15 protein-coding genes are annotated in these 16,963 nt (G+C 64.4%); 8 read left to right on the top strand and 7 right to left on the bottom strand.

The window, feature by feature from the left end; genetic code table 11:
- Position 1: 1 nt before the first annotated feature.
- The 5 genes from LB568_RS10290 to LB568_RS10270 form a co-directional block, all read right to left on the bottom strand.
- A complete protein-coding gene (locus LB568_RS10290) occupies positions 2 to 1,000 on the bottom strand; it encodes an alpha-ketoacid dehydrogenase subunit beta (protein WP_224730034.1) in 999 nt (332 codons plus the stop codon).
- Positions 1,000 to 2,028: a thiamine pyrophosphate-dependent dehydrogenase E1 component subunit alpha gene (locus LB568_RS10285; RefSeq protein WP_013892719.1), complete on the bottom strand. Its 1,029-nt coding sequence runs from the start codon at positions 2,026 to 2,028 to the stop codon at positions 1,000 to 1,002. Before LB568_RS10285 ends, LB568_RS10290 begins: the two co-directional genes overlap by 1 nt.
- A gap of 2 nt (positions 2,029 to 2,030) precedes the next feature.
- Positions 2,031 to 3,359, bottom strand: coding sequence for an NAD(P)H-dependent oxidoreductase (locus LB568_RS10280; protein WP_013892718.1), 1,329 nt, complete (start codon positions 3,357 to 3,359; stop codon positions 2,031 to 2,033).
- Between the two features lie 281 nt (positions 3,360 to 3,640).
- Entirely contained in the window at positions 3,641 to 4,417 is a 777-nt protein-coding gene (locus LB568_RS10275; RefSeq protein WP_224730033.1) for a phosphodiesterase, read from the bottom strand.
- A 58-nt stretch (positions 4,418 to 4,475) separates the two neighbouring features.
- A complete protein-coding gene (locus LB568_RS10270; RefSeq protein WP_224730032.1) occupies positions 4,476 to 5,264 on the bottom strand; it encodes a 3-hydroxybutyrate dehydrogenase in 789 nt (262 codons plus the stop codon).
- 246 nt (positions 5,265 to 5,510) lie between these two features.
- On the opposite strand from LB568_RS10270, the gene LB568_RS10265 reads away from it, so the two are divergent.
- Positions 5,511 to 6,293 carry an acetoacetate decarboxylase gene (locus LB568_RS10265; RefSeq protein WP_224730031.1) on the top strand — a complete coding sequence of 261 codons (783 nt, stop codon included), beginning with the start codon at positions 5,511 to 5,513 and terminating at the stop codon, positions 6,291 to 6,293.
- Entirely contained in the window at positions 6,286 to 7,446 is a 1,161-nt protein-coding gene (locus LB568_RS10260; protein ID WP_224730030.1) for a patatin-like phospholipase family protein, read from the top strand. The genes LB568_RS10265 and LB568_RS10260 overlap by 8 nt, the downstream gene beginning before the upstream one ends.
- A gap of 292 nt (positions 7,447 to 7,738) precedes the next feature.
- Here LB568_RS10260 and LB568_RS10255 read toward each other — a convergent pair whose 3' ends face one another.
- Positions 7,739 to 9,340 (bottom strand): inorganic phosphate transporter, encoded by a 1,602-nt coding sequence (locus LB568_RS10255; protein WP_224730029.1) that lies wholly within the window; start codon positions 9,338 to 9,340, stop codon positions 7,739 to 7,741.
- Positions 9,341 to 9,433: 93 nt separating this feature from the next.
- On the bottom strand, positions 9,434 to 10,648 hold the full coding sequence (locus LB568_RS10250; RefSeq protein ID WP_224730028.1) for an ROK family transcriptional regulator: 1,215 nt from the start codon (positions 10,646 to 10,648) through the stop codon (positions 9,434 to 9,436).
- Positions 10,649 to 10,867: 219 nt separating this feature from the next.
- Here LB568_RS10250 and LB568_RS10245 point away from each other — a divergent pair, with 219 nt between their 5' ends.
- From LB568_RS10245 to LB568_RS10220, 6 genes are all read left to right on the top strand, one after another.
- Positions 10,868 to 12,106 (top strand): extracellular solute-binding protein, encoded by a 1,239-nt coding sequence (locus LB568_RS10245; protein ID WP_224730027.1) that lies wholly within the window; start codon positions 10,868 to 10,870, stop codon positions 12,104 to 12,106.
- Positions 12,107 to 12,189: 83 nt separating this feature from the next.
- Positions 12,190 to 13,074 (top strand): carbohydrate ABC transporter permease, encoded by an 885-nt coding sequence (locus LB568_RS10240; RefSeq protein ID WP_224730026.1) that lies wholly within the window; start codon positions 12,190 to 12,192, stop codon positions 13,072 to 13,074.
- Positions 13,074 to 13,919: a carbohydrate ABC transporter permease gene (locus tag LB568_RS10235; RefSeq protein ID WP_224730025.1), complete on the top strand. Its 846-nt coding sequence runs from the start codon at positions 13,074 to 13,076 to the stop codon at positions 13,917 to 13,919. Before LB568_RS10240 ends, LB568_RS10235 begins: the two co-directional genes overlap by 1 nt.
- Positions 13,916 to 14,938, top strand: a complete 1,023-nt coding sequence (locus LB568_RS10230) for an SIS domain-containing protein (RefSeq protein ID WP_224730024.1) — start codon at positions 13,916 to 13,918, stop codon at positions 14,936 to 14,938. Before LB568_RS10235 ends, LB568_RS10230 begins: the two co-directional genes overlap by 4 nt.
- Positions 14,938 to 15,876 carry a PfkB family carbohydrate kinase gene (locus LB568_RS10225; protein ID WP_224730023.1) on the top strand — a complete coding sequence of 313 codons (939 nt, stop codon included), beginning with the start codon at positions 14,938 to 14,940 and terminating at the stop codon, positions 15,874 to 15,876. Before LB568_RS10230 ends, LB568_RS10225 begins: the two co-directional genes overlap by 1 nt.
- Positions 15,863 to 16,948, top strand: coding sequence for an ABC transporter ATP-binding protein (locus LB568_RS10220; RefSeq protein ID WP_224730022.1), 1,086 nt, complete (start codon positions 15,863 to 15,865; stop codon positions 16,946 to 16,948). Before LB568_RS10225 ends, LB568_RS10220 begins: the two co-directional genes overlap by 14 nt.
- The last annotated feature ends 15 nt before the right edge of the window (positions 16,949 to 16,963 follow it).

Raw genomic sequence — 16,963 nt, 5'->3', positions numbered from 1 at the left:
CTCAGCGAACCCCTTTCGCGAGGTCGCGCGCGGCGGTGATGATGTCGGGAACCTGCGGCACGGTGGCCTTTTCCAGCTCCGGATTGTAGGGGATCGGCGTCTCCGCGCCGCCCAGCCGCACGATCGGCGCGTCGAGATAGTCGAACGCTTCGCTCTCGGCGATCATGGCGCTGACCTCGGCGCCGATGCCCAGCGTCTTGACCGCCTCGTAGACGCACATCAGCCGCGAGGTCTTCTTGACGCTGTCGATGACGGTCTGCTTGTCCATCGGCCGGATGGTCCTGAGGTCGACGACCTCGACATCGATGCCTTCGGCTTCCAGGGTGGCCGCGGCGTCGAGCGCCTTCTGCACCATGATCGAGGTGGCGACGATGGTGAGGTCGCGGCCCTCGCGGCGGATATCGGCCTTGCCGATCGGCACCGTGTAATAACCTTCGGGCACCGGGCCCTTCATCTTGTAGAGCAGCTTGTGCTCGAAGATCATCACCGGATCGGGATCGGCGACCGCCGCCAATAGCATGCCCTTGGCATCGTAGGGCGTTGCCGGCTGGATGACCTTGAGGCCGGGCACATGTCCGAGCCAGGCTTCGAGGCTCTGGCTGTGCTGCGCGGCCGCGCCGGTGCCGGAGCCGGCGGGAAAGCGCATCACCACGGGAACCGAAACCTCGCCGCCCAGCATGAAGCGCATCTTGGCCGCCTGGTTGACGATCTGCTCCATGGCGAGCGTCGCGAAATCGGAAAACTGGAATTCGAATATCGGCCGCATGCCGGTGAGGGCCGCACCGACCGCGACGCCGGCGCCGCCCAGTTCCGAAATCGGCGTGTCCATCACGCGGTCCGCGCCATAGCGCTCGACCAGATCGCCGGTCACCTGAAAGGCGCCGCCATAGACGCCAATATCCTCGCCCATCAGGAAGACGCGTTCGTCCATGTCCATGGCGATTGCCATGGCTTCCTGGATCGCCTGGGCGTAGCTCAGTTCACGCACCATCGCGTCCATCACGCCTGCTCCGTATAGACATAATTTCCGGTCTCGCTGATGTCCGGCGACGGACTTGCCTTGGCGAATTCGATGCCGTCGGCGATTTCCCGCGCCACCGCATCGCGGATGGCCTCGATGCCCTTGTCGTCGATGAAGCCGAATTCGCGCAGCTCGTTTTCGAACAGCGTGATCGGGTCGCGGTTCGACATCCAGTCCTCGATCTCCTCCTTGGTGCGATAGCGGTTGCGGTCGCTCTTGGAATGGCCGCGATGACGGTACGTCTTGGATTCGATCAGCGTCGGCCCCTCGCCCGCCCGCGCACGCTCGATGGCCTTGTAGGAGGCCTCGGCGACCTCCGAAAAGATATTGCCGTTGACGATCACGCCGGGCATCGAATAGGCGGCTGCGCGGTCGGCGATGTTCTTGACCGCGGTCGAGCGAGCCGTCGACGTCGACATGCCGTAGCCATTGTTCTCGCAGACGAAAATGACGGGCAGCTTCCAGATCGCCGCCATGTTGAGCGCCTCGTGGAAGGCGCCTTCATTGTTGGCGCCGTCGCCGAAGAAGGACACGACAACCTTGCCGGTTTTCATCCTCTTGGAGGAGAGCGCTGCCCCCACCGCGATCGGAATGCCGCCGCCGACGATGCCGTTGGCGCCGAGATTGCCCTTGCCGACATCGGCAATGTGCATCGAGCCGCCGCGGCCCTTGCAGTAGCCGGTGGTCTTGCCGAAGAACTCGGCGAACATGCGCTTGACCTCGGCGCCCTTGGCGATGCAGTGGCCATGGCCGCGATGGGTCGAGGTGATCTGGTCATCCTCGCCAAGCGGCATGCAGATGCCCATGGCGCTGGCCTCCTGGCCGATCGACAAATGCATGGTGCCGTGGATGAGGCCGCGCGTGTAGCACTCCTCCGCGCCCTCTTCGAAGCGGCGGATGAGGTACATCTTGTAGAGCACCTGCTTGAGCTGCTCGGCGCTGTACTGGCGATAGACGAAGGGCAGGTTGGCGCGGCTGTCCGCCACGACTTTGCTCAATCCAGCCATGATCAGGCTCCAACGGTTCCATAGACGAGCTTGTCCTGGCGGGCGCGCAGTTCGGCGATCTTGGAGCCCGGAGCCGGGGCCGCATTGGCATAGGTGATGAGCTCGCCCTTCTTGATCGGCGCCGTCACCGAGCCGCCTTGCAGCAGGCCGCAGGGAATGGCCCGGGCCGCATGCGCTTCGGGTGCCATCATGATCCAGGCACGGTAGCAATATTCGCCGATCGCATCGAGCTTCTCGCCCGGCTGCATGTCCTTCTTGGCCACCGCGCAGACTTCGGCCACGGGCTTGGCCAGCGGCACCATGTCGGCCTTGCCGTAGAGCACGACGCGGGCGCAGGTCAGCGGCACTTCGAGCGAGGTGAGGTGATAAGGACGGTGGAAGGTGAAGTAAGGACCCTTGCCCATCTTCAGATCTTCCATGCGCTCCGAAATGCGAGGATGCGACATGTCGGCGACGACGAAGACGCCGGGTGCGACACCCTTGCCGATCGAGTAGTCGACGACGCCGACCCTGGACAGCACACCGCCATCCTTCTGCGGCACCAGCACTTTCGAGAGTTCGCCGAGCGTCGCGGCCGGGCCATGCATGCCGGCCTTGTCGGGTACCAGTCCGGTGGCGTTGGCGATCGCCGCCATCTCGACCATGGTCTTGGAGCCGTCTACGAATTCGACCAGCATGCGCACATTCATGTGGCGGCGCCTGGCCTCTTCCTCATAGGCGGGCGGCGTGGCGTCGATGTTGAGCGGGTTGTTCTTGCCCTTGCCGGCGGCGACGATCGGATGGCCCATGGCCGAGACGAACTCGATCAGTTCCATGCAGGAGGACGGCTCGTCGCCGGCACCCAGCGAATAGGTGACGCCAAGCCGGTCGGCCTCGCTCTTCAGATAGGCGCCGATGGTGACGTCGGCCTCGACATTCATCATCACCAGGTGCTTGCCGTGTTCCATGGCGCGCAGCCCAATCTCGGCGCCGACGGCGGGAACGCCGGTGGCGTCGATGACGACGTCGATGAGATCATTGTCGATGACCAGGTTGGCGTCGTTGGTGACCGCCACCTTGCCGGCCTCCATGGCGGCCGTCATCGCCGAAGCGTTCGACACCTCGCGCGCGTGGCCGGTTTCCTGGAAGGCGATGTCCACCGCTCTGCTGGCAGCGGGCAGGTTCAGTTCGGAAATCGCGCCGATCTCGATGCCGGACATATGCGCGACGCGGGTGACGATATCGGTTCCCATCTCGCCGGAGCCGATCAGGCCGATACGAATGGGCTTGCCCGACTTGCCGCGTTCCTCGAGATCGCGGGCAAGGCCCGTCAATGAAACATTGGAAGCCATACCGCTCATTCCTCCCGTAGTGCAGGCCATGTTCAAGTGCTTGACGGGTATTGAACATCTGTATTCCTGTCAAGACTAATGTCCAAATTCGGTGCTTTTTGACGCGCCTTCGCGGAGGCTGCGGCGCCCTAGGCAACGGCAGCCGCACGGCGGGTGCATATCGACAGGCAGGCGCGGCGGCGGGGCTTCCCGACGGAGGGAACAAGCAGGCCGGCCCCATGGCCGTAACGATCGCCATGATGGCGGACCGTCTCCAGTATGGAGAGCCCTACGGAGTTCGATCAGATGCCGCCGGCAAGGGGAAAATCGTGGAAATGCACGACCACCCCATCGGCGTCGATGAGGATCACGGCATAGGCGGGCGGTTCGTGACCCAGGCTCCAGCTTTCCGAAAAATCGAGCGCCGTCTGGTGGTTGGTGCTGCGCAGCGTGCTGACCGGGATGCAGCGCCAGCTGCCGGCGATCAGCCGGTGAACGTGGCCGGCGAAGATGTGGCGGACATTGCCGTGGCGCGACAGGACGTCATGGAAGATATCGGCGCCGGCGAGCCTGACCTCGTCGAGCACCGGAATCTGTATCCGGAACGGCGGGTGATGCATGAACAGGAGGACCGACCGGTCTCGCGCTTCTTGCAGCCGTTGGTCGAGCCAGTCGAGACGCGCTTGACATAGCCTGCCCTCGACATGTCCGCTGTCCAGCGTGTCGAGCAGGATCAGGCGGCCTTGGCTGCCATCGAAAACGCTCTGGACGAAGCCCCCTTCGGCGGCCGCCTGCGGAAACATCTCGAAAAACAGCGCCCGGTCGTCATGATTGCCGAGCATCAGCCGGCAAGGCGGGGCGAATGCCGCCAGTCTTTCCTTCAACGCCGCATAAGCGGCGCGCTCGCCGTCATTGGTGAGATCGCCCGAAATCACCACGAGTTCGGCGTCGGCGTGGTTCTTGACGATATCGGCAAGGCAGGCATCCAGCCGCGCCAGCGGATCGCTGCCGTAAAGGCGACCACCAGGTGCCATCAGATGCGGATCGGAGAGCTGGATGACTTTCATGGTCCTGACCATGGGCTTGCCTGCCGACGCCGTGGGCATCAGCCGGCAAACGGAACGCGCTGGCTACCCTCTACTGCGCCGTCCAACCGCCGTCCATCGGCAAGGTCGTGCCGGTGATCTGCCTGGCCGCGTCCGAGCACAGGAACAGCGTCAGCGCCGCAAGCTCCTCGACGGTGACGAATTCCTTCGTCGGCTGTGCGGCGAGCAGCACGTCGTGCTTGACCTGCTCCTCGGTCATGCCGCGCGCCTTCATCGTGTCGGGGATCTGCTTTTCGACCAGCAGCGTCCAGACATAGCCCGGCGCGATCGCGTTGACGGTGATGCCGTCCTGCGCGGTTTCCAGCGCCACCGTCTTGGTCAGGCCTGCAATGCCGTGCTTGGCCGAGACATAAGCCGACTTGAACGGCGAGGCGACCAGCGCATGCGCCGACGCCGTGTTGATGATGCGGCCCCATTTGCGCGCCTTCATGCCGGGCACCACCGCCTTGATGGCATAGAAGGCGGCCAGAAGATTGATGCGGATGATGGCTTCCCACTTGTCGTCGGGAAAGTCCTCGATCGGCGCGACATGCTGGATGCCGGCATTGTTGACCAGGATATCGAGACTGCCGAACGCCGCCTCGGCGTCGTGCACCATGGCGCTCACCGCAGCCCCATCCATCATGTTGGCATCGGAATAGCGGCACTTGACGCCGAAATCCTTCTCGATGCCGGCGCGTTCCTGCTCGATCGCGGCGGCATCGCCAAGGCCGTTGATGGTGACGTTGGCGCCTTCGGCGGCAAAGGCGCGGGCGATGGCCAGGCCGATACCGCTGGTCGAGCCGGTGACGAGGGCATTCTTCGAAGACAGGGAACCCATGGTGATCTCGCGCGAAGTGGGAGGGAACATGACGATATAATTGTGCGTCGCAACATGACAATGGCAGAGCCATGTGTCGATGCGATTACAGCCAGACGACACCGCTGGCACGGCCCCTCGCCCCCTTCGAAACCATGGTCGTGAGCCTGACACGGCCCTGTCATGGTGCCGTGCAACATAATCGCTTGCGCATTCGCGCGGTCATTCCTGACGAAAATATTGCCCGAAGAACCTTGGGGGTGCAGCTTGGAAATCGCCGATGTCGTGAAGCGCGCCTATGCGATGCCGCTGACCAACCCGTCCTTTCCGCCAGGGCCCTACCGTTTCTTCGACCGCGAATACATCATCATCACCTACCGCACGACGCGTGAGGCGCTCGAGGCGGTCGTGCCGGCGCCGCTGGAGATCGACGAACCCCTGGTCAAGTACGAATTCATCCGCATGCCGGACTCGACCGGCTTCGGCGACTATACCGAGACCGGCCAGGTCATCCCCGTGCGCTACAAGGGCCAGCATGGCGGCTACGTCCATTCGATGTATCTCGACGACGACGCGCCGATCGCCGGCGGCCGCGAGTTGTGGGGTTTCCCGAAGAAGCTGGCCAACCCCAAGATCATCCATGAGGGCGAGGTGATCGTCGGCACGCTGCACTATGGCAGCGTTTTGTGCGCCACCGGCACCATGGGCTACAAGCACCGCGAGGCCGACCACGATTCCGTGCTCGCAGCGCTCGCCGCGCCGAATTTCCTGATCAAGATCATCCCGCATGTCGACGGAAGCCCGCGCATCTGCGAGCTGGTGCGCTACTACCTCACCGATATCACGCTGAAGGAGGCCTGGACGGCGCCGGCGGCGCTCGATCTCAGACCACACGTCATGGCCGACGTGGCGAAGCTGCCGGTGCTCGACATCGTATCCGCCGTTCATTTCAAAGCCGATCTGACGCTGGGACTGGGCGAGGTGGTCCACGACTATCTCGGCGATCACGGCCTGTCCGCCGCCAACCAGCTGGAGAAAGCCCGTGCTTGAACGCAACCGCAAGAAGGAGGCCACCGCCACCATCGAGGAAATCTCGGCGCAGTACGACCGTATCGCGCTGGTGTTTCAGGGTGGCGGCGCGCTCGGCGCCTACCAGGCCGGGGTCTACCAGGCGCTGGCCGACGCCGGCTGCGAACCGACATGGCTGTCCGGCGTATCGATCGGCGCCATCAATGCGGCGATCATCGCCGGCAATGAGTCAAGCCGCCGCCTGCAGCGTCTGGAGCAGTTCTGGCAAACGATCTCGGGCCGCAAGATCTGGTCCTATACGCCCGAGGGCGATATCTATCGCGATATCCGCAACCGCACCTCCTCTTGGATGACGATGACCATGGGCCAGCCCGGCTTCTTCAAGCCGCGAAGCCCTAATCCCTGGTTCGAGCAGCAGGGCGCCGAGGGCGCCACCAGCTTCTACGACACCGCCGAGTTGAAGGACACGCTGGAGAGCCTGATCGACTTCGACGTGCTGAACGACGGCAAGAAGCGGCTGAGCGTCGGCGCGGTCAATGTCCGCACCGGCAACTTCGTCTATTTCGACACCGACAAGGTCCGCATCGGACCGGAGCACATCATGGCCAGCGGCGCGCTGCCGCCTGCTTTCCCAGCGATCCGCATCGAGGGCGAGTATTACTGGGACGGCGGCATCGTCTCCAACACGCCGCTGCAATATCTGCTCGACCAGGAAGAGGACCGTTCTTCCCTCGTCTTCCAGGTCGACCTGTTCAGCGCCCGCGGTGTCCTGCCGCGCAGCATGCCCGACGTGCTGTCGCGTCACAAGGACATCATGTATTCCAGCCGCACGCGCCAGAACACCGACAACTTCAAGCGCATCCATGGCCTGAAGATGCGCCTGCTCGACGCGCTGAAGCGGGTGCCCAAGGAGCAGCTGACGCCGGATGAGGAAGTGCTGATCGCGGACTATTCCGACGCCGGCATCGTCAACATCGTGCACCTGATCTACCAGCACAAGGGCTATGAAGGTCACGCCAAGGACTATGAGTTCTCCGGCACCTCGATGCGCGAGCATTGGGAGACAGGCCTTGAGGACACCCAGCGCACCTTGCGCAATCGCAAATGGCTGACCCTGCCGACCAATGTCGATGGCGTTGCCATCCACGATCTGCATCGCGAGGATCCGACCTAGAGTCGGGCAAGGGCGGTACCCGCAACAATCCCGCCGTCGAGTTCCTTCACACACCCCTCTGTCCTGCCGGAAATCTCCCCCGCAAGGGGGGAGATCGATGAGGGCTGCGCCTTCGCCAATCTCCAATAGCTCTCAAGACTGGCGGGGCGCATGAACTGCTAATCTCCCTTCTTGCGGGGGAGATGGCCGGCAGGCCAGAGGGGGGGTGCTGTCCCGCGACGCTTCGGGATGAACAAGAAAAAGGCAGCGTCGGCGACCGGCGCTGCCTTTTTTCTGAAAGTACATGCTCCGCTCAGAACACCTGGCGGAAGACGATGAACAGCACGAAGGCGAGCGCGATCGAGCACGGCAGGGTCAGCACCCAGGCCAGCAGCAGGTTGCGCACCGTCGACCATTGCAGGCCCGAGCCGTTGGCGGCCATCGTTCCGGCGACGCCCGACGACAGCACATGGGTTGTCGACACCGGCAGGCCGAGCCTGTCGGCCATGCCGATGGTCACCATCGCCACCAGTTCGGCGGCCGCACCCTGGCCGTAGGTCAGGTGGCTCTTGCCAATCTTCTCGCCGACGGTGACCACGATGCGCTTCCAGCCAACCATCGTGCCAAGGCCAAGCGCCAGGGCGACGGCGATCTTCACCCACAACGGGATGAACTTCGTCGCGTTGTCGACCGCCTTGTGGTAGTCGGTGACCGCCTTGAGATCGGCCGCTTCCATCGGCAACAGCTTTTTCTTGTCGATCAGCTTGAGCGCCTCGCCGATCAGATAGATGTCGTTACGGGCGTTGCTGACGAGATCGGTCGGCACGTTGTCGACCGAAGCATAGGGCTGCAGCCCGGCGGTCGTGTTGTGGATATAAGTCTGCAGCGCCACGGTGGTCTGGTCGCTCCACGTCCGGGTGCGAACGGCATCCTGGACAGCGGCCTTGGCGTCGGCGACGGTGATGCCGGGCTTTGCATATTTGCCGAGCGCCGTCTCGACATTGACGGAGGCCGACTTGTAGGCTTCGAGGTAGTTGATGTCGGGCGTCCTGTTCAGCGCATAGGCCGTCGGCACCACGCCGATCAGGATCAGCATGATCAGGCCCATGCCCTTCTGGCCGTCATTGGAGCCGTGCGCGAAGCTGACGCCGGTGCAGGTGAAGATCAGCAGGGCACGGATCCACCAGGGCGGCGGGGCATTGCCCTTCGGCGCCTCGTAGAGCGCCGGATTGCGCACCAGAAGCTTCATCGCATAGAGCAGGATGGCGGCGGCGAAGAAGCCGACGATCGGCGATACCAGCAAGGTGGTGCCGACATTGGTCGCCTGCGACCAGTCGACGCCGCTGGTGGCGCTGCCGGCCGGGGCCATGAACTGGTTGGCGAGGCCGACGCCGATGATCGAACCGACCATGGTGTGCGAGCTCGAGGCCGGCAGGCCCAGAAACCAGGTGCCGAGGTTCCAAAGAATGGCGGCGACCAGCAGCGCGAACACCATGGCAAAGCCCGAGGAGGAGCCGACCTGCAGGATCAGCTCGACCGGCAGCAGCGACAGGATGCCGAAGGCGACCGCGCCACTGGAGGTGAGGACCCCGAGGAAATTGAAGACGCCCGACCACATGACGGCGAATTCGGCCGGCAGGGAGCGCGTGTAGATGACGGTCGCCACCGCATTGGCGGTGTCGTGGAAGCCGTTGACGAATTCGAAGCCGAGCGCGATCAGCAAGGCAATGCCGAGCAGGATCCACGGCACGGTCTTGGCCACCGCCAGGTCCTGGCTGAGCGCGTATCCGACATAGACGATGCCGACCAGCACAAGCACACCGAAGGCCGGCAGGAACCACTTCGCGCCACCTGAATGATCCAGCGGATGCTCCGGTCTCGGAATGCCCGCCTCGCTAGAAACTATGTCCACCATGTCCCACTCCTATTGCATTGCAGCAAAGAACTGGGAAAGACGCTATGTCCGGACGATGAACCCTGTGTGACGCCGGGTAGACCCCTGAAGCTCCTAGGCCGGACCGGAGCTTGTCTTCAGGATTGCCGAGAACAGCGGATCGAAGGCGCGGCTGATCGGCGCCGCCGCGGCGCCGAGCGCGATCGACCAAGGGTCGGTTGTGCCGAGCTGCAGGCGTGGCAAGGTCCGGCCCGGCCGGTCGGCGATCGACGGCAGCAGCGGATGCATCGCCTCGACCAGCCGGCGGGCCAGTGCTTCCGGCGCGCCGCTGGTCAGGATGACGGTCTGCGGATCGAAGATCGTCTCGATCAGATGCACGCTCCAGCGCAAATCATGCGCCGCGCCCTCGATCCAGGCCATCATCCCGGGGTTCCCGGCCAGGACCAGGGCATTCATCTGCTCGTAGATATCGCTGTCCGCCGGGTTGAGGCCGAGATGCTGGTAGAGCGAGGCCAGCGATGCGCGATGTTCGAGCGGTGTCGAGCCGGGACCGGCCGGCGACAGCAAGGCCATGCCGATTTCGCCGGCATTGCCGTGGCCGCCGCTGTAGAGTTCGCCATTGAGGATCAGTCCGGTGCCGATGCCGTAGCCGACATAGAGGCAGACCGCGTGATCGACGCCATGCGCCGCGCCGACGATGCGTTCCGCCGTCGCACAAGCGGCGGCGTCGTTCTGCAGGCCGACATTCAGCCCCGTGCCTTTGGCCAGCGTCTCCAGCAGCGGAAACTTCTGCCAGGCCGGCATCATCCATTTGTCGTCCGAATCCTTCAGCCCGAAAGGGCCGGGCATGGCCACGCCGAGACCGACCAGCCGTTTCTCCGACTGCGAGGAAATCCCGGCCAGGTCGCGCCGGACGCCGTCGATCAGGCCGAGGATCACCTCGACGCCCTTCGAAGGCTCATCGAACGGCAGGTTCGCCTCGGCGCGCGCCAGCACACTGCCCATCAGATCGACCGCGACCGCCCGCGTCAGGTAGCGGTCGATCTGCAAGCCGATGGCGAAGGCGCCTTCGGGAACCAGCCTGTAGGGTGTCGAGGGCTGCCCCCTGCCCTTGCGCACCGCATCGAGCGCCACGACAAGGCCGTCGCTTTCGAGATCCTCGATGATGTTGGAAACCGCCTGCTTGGTTAGCTGCGTCGCCCGCGCCAGGTCGGCGCGCGACAGGGCACCATTGAGGCGCAATGCCTCGATCATCACACGGCGGTTGTGCGCGCTGGTGCCTTCCTGATTGGTGCCGCTTTTGGCGCGGATCGGGCTGATGTCATCCACCGGCGTTTCCCCTCTTGACTCCATTAGAATATTGATCGACTAATTAAGTCAAGCGAGTTGACTTAATGCGAACCGAATGCCGCAAAACAAGATGGCCAGGGCCTCGGCCCGTCGCCACCGGGCAGCCGGGTGATCATCAGGTCACGCGACATGGATCCGGGAAGACGATGCGAAACATCTGCACCGCCGGCCCATCAACGCCGGAAATGGGAGAAGAAGATGCTTAAGACAATCACCAAAACACTGGTCGGCGCGGTCTTCGCTGGCGGACTGTTCGTTCCGCACGCTTTCGCCGAAACCACGCTCAACGCGCTTTTCATGGCGCAGGCCGCCTACAGCGAGGCCGATGTGCGCGCCATGACGGATGCCTTCACCAAGGCCAATCCGGACCTCAAGGTCAATCTCGAATTCGTCCCCTATGAAGGCCTGCACGACAAGACCGTGCTCGCCCAAGGCTCGGGCGGCGGCTACGACGTCGTGCTGTTCGACGTCATCTGGCCAGCCGAATACGCCACCAACAAGGTGCTGATCGACGTGTCGTCCAAGATCACCGACGACATGAAGAAGGGTGTGCTGCCCGGCGCCTGGACCACCGTCCGCTACGACGGCAAATATTACGGCATGCCCTGGATCCTCGACACCAAATACCTGTTCTACAACAAGGAAATCCTGGAAAAGGCCGGCATCAAGACACCGCCGAAGACCTGGGAAGAGCTCGGCGCGCAGGCCAAGATCATCAAGGACAAAGGCCTGCTGAAAACGCCGATCGCCTGGAGCTGGTCGCAGGCCGAAGCCGCGATCTGCGACTACACCACGCTGGTCAGCGCCTATGGCGGCGACTTCCTCAAGGACGGCAAGCCGGACTTCCAGAACGGCGGCGGCCTCGAGGCGCTGAGATACATGGTCGACAGCTACAAGTCCGGCCTCACCAACCCGAACTCCAAGGAGTTCCTGGAGGAGGACGTGCGCAAGGTTTTCGAAAACGGCGACGCCGCTTTCGCCTTGAACTGGACCTACATGTACAACATGGCCAACGATCCGAAGGACTCGAAGGTCGTCGGCAAGGTCGGCGTTGTGCCGGCGCCGGGCGTTGCCGGCACCAGCGAGGTTTCGGCCGTCAACGGCTCGATGGGCCTCGGCGTCACGGCTGTCTCGAAGCATCCGGACGAAGCCTGGAAGTACATCGAGTTCATGACCTCGCAGGCGACGCAGAACCAGTATGCCAAGCTCTCGCTGCCAATCTGGGCCTCATCCTATGACGACCCGGCGGTGACCAAGGGCCAGGAAGAGCTGATCGCCGCCGCCAAGCTCGGCCTGGCCGCAATGTATCCGCGTCCGACCACGCCGAAATACCAGGAGCTGTCGACCGCGCTGCAGCAAGCGATCCAGGAATCGCTGCTCGGCCAGTCCTCGCCGGAAGACGCCCTGAAGACCGCCGCGCAGAACAGCGGCCTCTGAACTCGTCTTGTTCTCAGCACGGGCGGCCTAAGCGCCGCCCGTGCTATGTCTGAAATCACGATGAATGAAGAGAGGCTGCTCTGATGTCGGGCACCTGGATGACCACCCGTGCGTGGTTGCTGATGCTGCCGCTGCTCGTGGTCATGATCGCCGTCATCGGCTGGCCGCTGGTCGATACGGTCAGCCTTTCCTTCACCGATGCCAAGCTGGTCGGCACGGGTGGCGATTTCGTCGGCTTCGACAATTACACGAAGATGCTGTCGAGCTCGAATTTCTCGCGCACGCTGGTCACCACGGCGCTGTTCGCGGTCATTTCGGTTGCCGCCGAAATGGTGATCGGCGTTCTCGCGGCTCTTTTGCTCAATCAGGAGTTCCACGGCCGCGCCGTCCTGCGTGCCCTGATGATCCTGCCCTGGGCGTTGCCGACGGTGGTCAACGCCACCCTGTGGCGGCTGATCTACAATCCTGAATATGGCGCGCTGAACGCGGCTCTCACACAACTCCATCTGATCGACGCCTATCGCTCCTGGCTCGGTGAACCCGGCACGGCGCTGGCGGCCCTGATCGTCGCCGACTGCTGGAAGAATTTTCCACTGGTGGCGTTGATCGCGCTCGCCGCCCTGCAGGCGGTGCCACGCGACATCACCGCAGCCTCGCTGGTCGACGGCGCCGGGCCCTTCAACCGCTTCCGCTTCGTCATCCTGCCCTACCTCGCCGGCCCGCTGATGGTGGCGCTGGTGCTGCGCACCATCGAGGCGTTCAAGGTCTTCGACATTATCTGGGTGATGACCCGAGGCGGCCCGGCCAACAGCACGCGCACGCTGTCGATCCTCGTCTACCAGGAGGCCTTCTCCTTCCAGCGCGCCGGCTCCGGCGCGTCGCTGGCGCTGATCGTCACGCTGCTCGTGACGGTGCTCGCCGTCGCCTATGCGACGCTGGTCAGGAAGACCGCCGGGAGTGCCGCCTGATGGAACGCAAGAGCCTCGGCTTCACCATCTTCATCCACGCCTGCGCATTGCTGCTCGCTGCGATCATCCTGGCGCCCATCGCCTGGCTGTTCATCATGAGCATATCGCCGGCCGCCGACCTTGCCGCCAAGCCGCTGCGCTGGTGGCCGCAGGCCGCCGACTTCTCGCGCTACCGGCAATTGCTGTCGACCGCTGAAAACAGCGCCGGCGCCGCCTTCACCTCGTCGCTGCGCAACAGCCTGGAGATCGCCGGCATGGCGACGCTGGCGGCATTGGCCCTCGCCATCCCCGCCGGCTGGGCGGTGTCCCGCACGCCGGCGATCGGCTGGTCGCTGTCGATGGTCATCGCCACCTACATGCTGCCGCCGGTGGCGTTGGCCGTGCCGCTCTATATGGGCCTGTCGCATCTCAGCCTGCTCAACAATGTCTTCGGCCTAGCGTTGGTCTACCTGACCATCCTGGCGCCCTTCACCACCTGGCTGATGAAATCGGGCTTCGATTCCATCCCGCGCGAAATCGAGGCGGCGGCGATGATCGACGGCGCCGGCCTGTTCCAGACCCTGCGCATCATCACTCTGCCGCTCGCCGCACCGGTAATGGCGACCTCGGCGCTGTTTGCCGTGCTGCTCGCCTGGGATGAATTCTTCTATGCGCTGCTGTTCACCTCCGACCAGCGCGCCAAGACCCTGACCGTCGCCATCGCCGATTTGGCCGGCGGCCGTGTTTCCGATTATGGGCTGATCGCCACCGCCGGCGTACTCGCCGCTCTGCCGCCGGTGCTGATCGGCCTGGTCATGCAGCGGGCGCTGATTTCGGGCCTGACCAGCGGCGGTGTGAAAGGATGATGATGACTGCGACAAAAACCCGGCCGGCCGGACTGGCCGCGATCGACCGCGAAATGGCGCGACAGCATGCCGACGCGCGCACTTCGTTCGAACAGAACGCCGCCGTGGCGCAACAGGTCGCCGCCTCGATCGGGAAGACCGGACGCCTGCTGCTGCTCGGCATGGGTGGTTCGCATGCGGTTGGGCGCGCCGTCGAGCCGCTCTATCGCGCGCTCGGCATCGATGCCCTGGCGCTGCCGCTTTCCGAACAGCTCGGCCAGCCCCTACCGTTGGCGGGACGGACGGTGCTTGTCACCTCGCAATCCGGCGAGAGCGCCGAGGTCGTCAGGTGGTTTGCGGAGGCCGGCGGTGCCGCCGATGTTTTCGGCCTGACACTCGAGGACGGCTCGTTTCTCGCCCGCACCGCGCCTTGCCTGGTCGGCGCCGGCGGCACCGAATTGGCCTTCGCCGCGACCCGCAGCCTGACCGTGAGCTTCGCCTTGCACCTGGCCATCCTTGCAGCCCTCGGCGACGGCCCGGATGCCGCGCTCGGCGCGCTGGACCAGCCGCACGATACGGACATCAAACAGGCACTTGTGGCACTGGAAAGGGTAACGACCATCGTCACCTCCGGCCGCCGGCTGCAGGGCGTCGCCGAGGCCCTGGCGCTCGGCCTCACCGAACTGTCGCGGTTGCCGTGCTTTTCACTCGAAGGCGGCCAGTTGCGGCATGGGCCGATGGAGATGCTCGGCCCGCGGATCGGCGTCATCCTGTTTCGCGGCAACGATCCGACGGCGGACCTGGTGACCGCCATGGCCACCTCCGTGGTCGAGGCCGGCGCGCCGCTCGTCATCTTCGATTCGTCTGAGCTCGCGCCGGTCGTGGGTGCGGCCACCCTATCTTTCAAACCGGCTTCCGGTATGGCCGCCATCTTTGCCATGCTGCCGGTCGCCCAGCGCCTGATGATCGCTTTCGCCGATGCCCGTGTCGACAATGCCGGCACGCCTGTTCGCACCACCAAGATCACCAGGAGCGAATGATGCGTCCACTCGCGGTTATCGGCAACGTCAATGTCGATTTGATCGTCGGCCCGGTCGCGCCATGGCCGAAGGCGGGAACCGAAACCGTCGTCGATCATGACGAATTGCGCGTTGGCGGCCAGGCCGGCAACAGCGGACTGGCCTGGCAGGCGCTGGGCGTCGACTTCGCTATTGCCGCCAATGTCGGCGACGACCAGTTCGGCCGCTGGCTTCGCGAGGCTTTCGCAAGCCGCGCCGAAAAATGGCCGGTGCGTCCCGAAGGCACGACGCTGTCGGTCGGCATGACCCATCCGGATGGCGAGCGGACCTTCTTCACCACGCGCGGCCACCTGCCGCGCTTCAGCCTTGCCGACGTCCTGTCCGTTCTGGACGGCAACGCGCTTTCTGGCGGCTACGCACTGCTCTGCGGCTCCTTCCTGACCGAAGACCTGACGCGCGACTACGAGGCGTTTTTCGACTGGGCGGACGGCCACGGCATTGCCGTCGCGCTCGACACCGGCTGGCCGATCGACGGCTGGACCGAAGCCAACTGCGCCGCGACAAGGGCATGGCTCTCGCGCTGCCACCTAGCCCTTTTCAACGAGGTCGAGACGGTGACGCTGGCGGCAACCCCAAGCCCGGTGGAAGCCGCGCGCGAAATCCGCTCCAGCATGCGGCAGGGTGCGACCTTCGTCGTCAAGCGCGGGCCGCAAGGCGCCATCGCCATTGGTCCCGACGGGAACCTCGTCGAAGCCACGGCGCCTGATGTCCGCGTTGTCGACACGATCGGTGCCGGCGATGTCTTCAACGCCGCCTTCCTGGCGGCCCTCGCCCAGGAACGGCCGCTGTCCGCCTGCCTTCGCGCCGCGACGCATGTCGCTTCGCGCGCCATTTCCACTCTGCCCCGCAACTATGGCGGGCCGATGCATCTCGAGGAGCCCATGCATGAGCGCGCTTGAAATCCGCGGCATCCGCAAGAGCTATGGCAGCGTCGAGACGCTGAAGGGCATCGACATCGCGCTGCAGAGCGGCGAATTCCTGGTGCTGCTGGGCTCGTCCGGCTGCGGAAAGTCGACGCTGCTCAACATCATCGCCGGGCTCGCCGAAGCGACAAGTGGCGATGTGCTGATCGGCGGCCGCTCGATCCTCGGCGTTCACCCCAAGAACCGCGACATCGCCATGGTCTTCCAGTCCTATGCGCTCTATCCGAACCTGACCGTGCGCCGCAATATCGGCTTCGGGCTCGAGATGCGCGGGGTTGCGGCCGATGAGCGCGAGACGGCCGTGAGCGAGGCGGCGAAACTCCTGCAGATCGAGACCTTGCTCGACCGCAAGCCGAGCCAGCTTTCCGGCGGCCAGCGCCAGCGCGTCGCCATCGGCAGGGCGCTGGTGCGCAAGCCGCAGGTCTTCCTGTTCGACGAGCCGCTGTCCAACCTCGACGCCAAGCTGCGCCTGGAAATGCGCACCGAGCTGAAGCGGTTGCACCAGATGTTGCAGACCACCGTCGTCTACGTCACCCATGACCAGATCGAGGCGATGACGCTGGCGACGCGCATCGCGGTGATGCGCGACGGCAGGATCGAACAGCTCGGCACACCGGAAGAGATCTACAACGAGCCGGCAACGCTCTACGTCGCGGGCTTTGTCGGCGCACCGTCGATGAACATGCTTCAGGCCATCGTCACCGGCGGCAAGCTGGCCGTTGCCGAGTCCGATGTGCTGATGCCTCTGCCCGCGCGCTATGCGAACGCGGCTCGCGAAGGCGCTCCCGTTATCGTCGGCATCAGACCCGAAGCGCTTCGCGTGGCGAGCGACACCGCGACGGAACTGTCATTGCCCGTGGAGATCGAGGTTGTCGAATTGACTGGCCCCGAACTGGTCACGACGGCACGGATCGGCACGCAAAGGCTAACCGCTTGCCTGCCGCCGCGAGCCCGGGTCGCCAAGGGCGAAAAGCACAATCTCACCTTCGATGAAACTGCGCTTCGCCTATTCGACCCTTCGACAGGCAAGGCCCTACCAACGGCCTGAGACAAGCCGCGCACG

It is taken from the genome of Mesorhizobium sp. B263B2A, from assembly GCF_020165775.1.
Classification (GTDB): Bacteria; Pseudomonadota; Alphaproteobacteria; order Rhizobiales; family Rhizobiaceae; genus Mesorhizobium; species Mesorhizobium opportunistum.
Note: the sequence above shows the minus strand (reverse complement) of the source record. Positions and strands in the feature narration are given on the sequence as shown.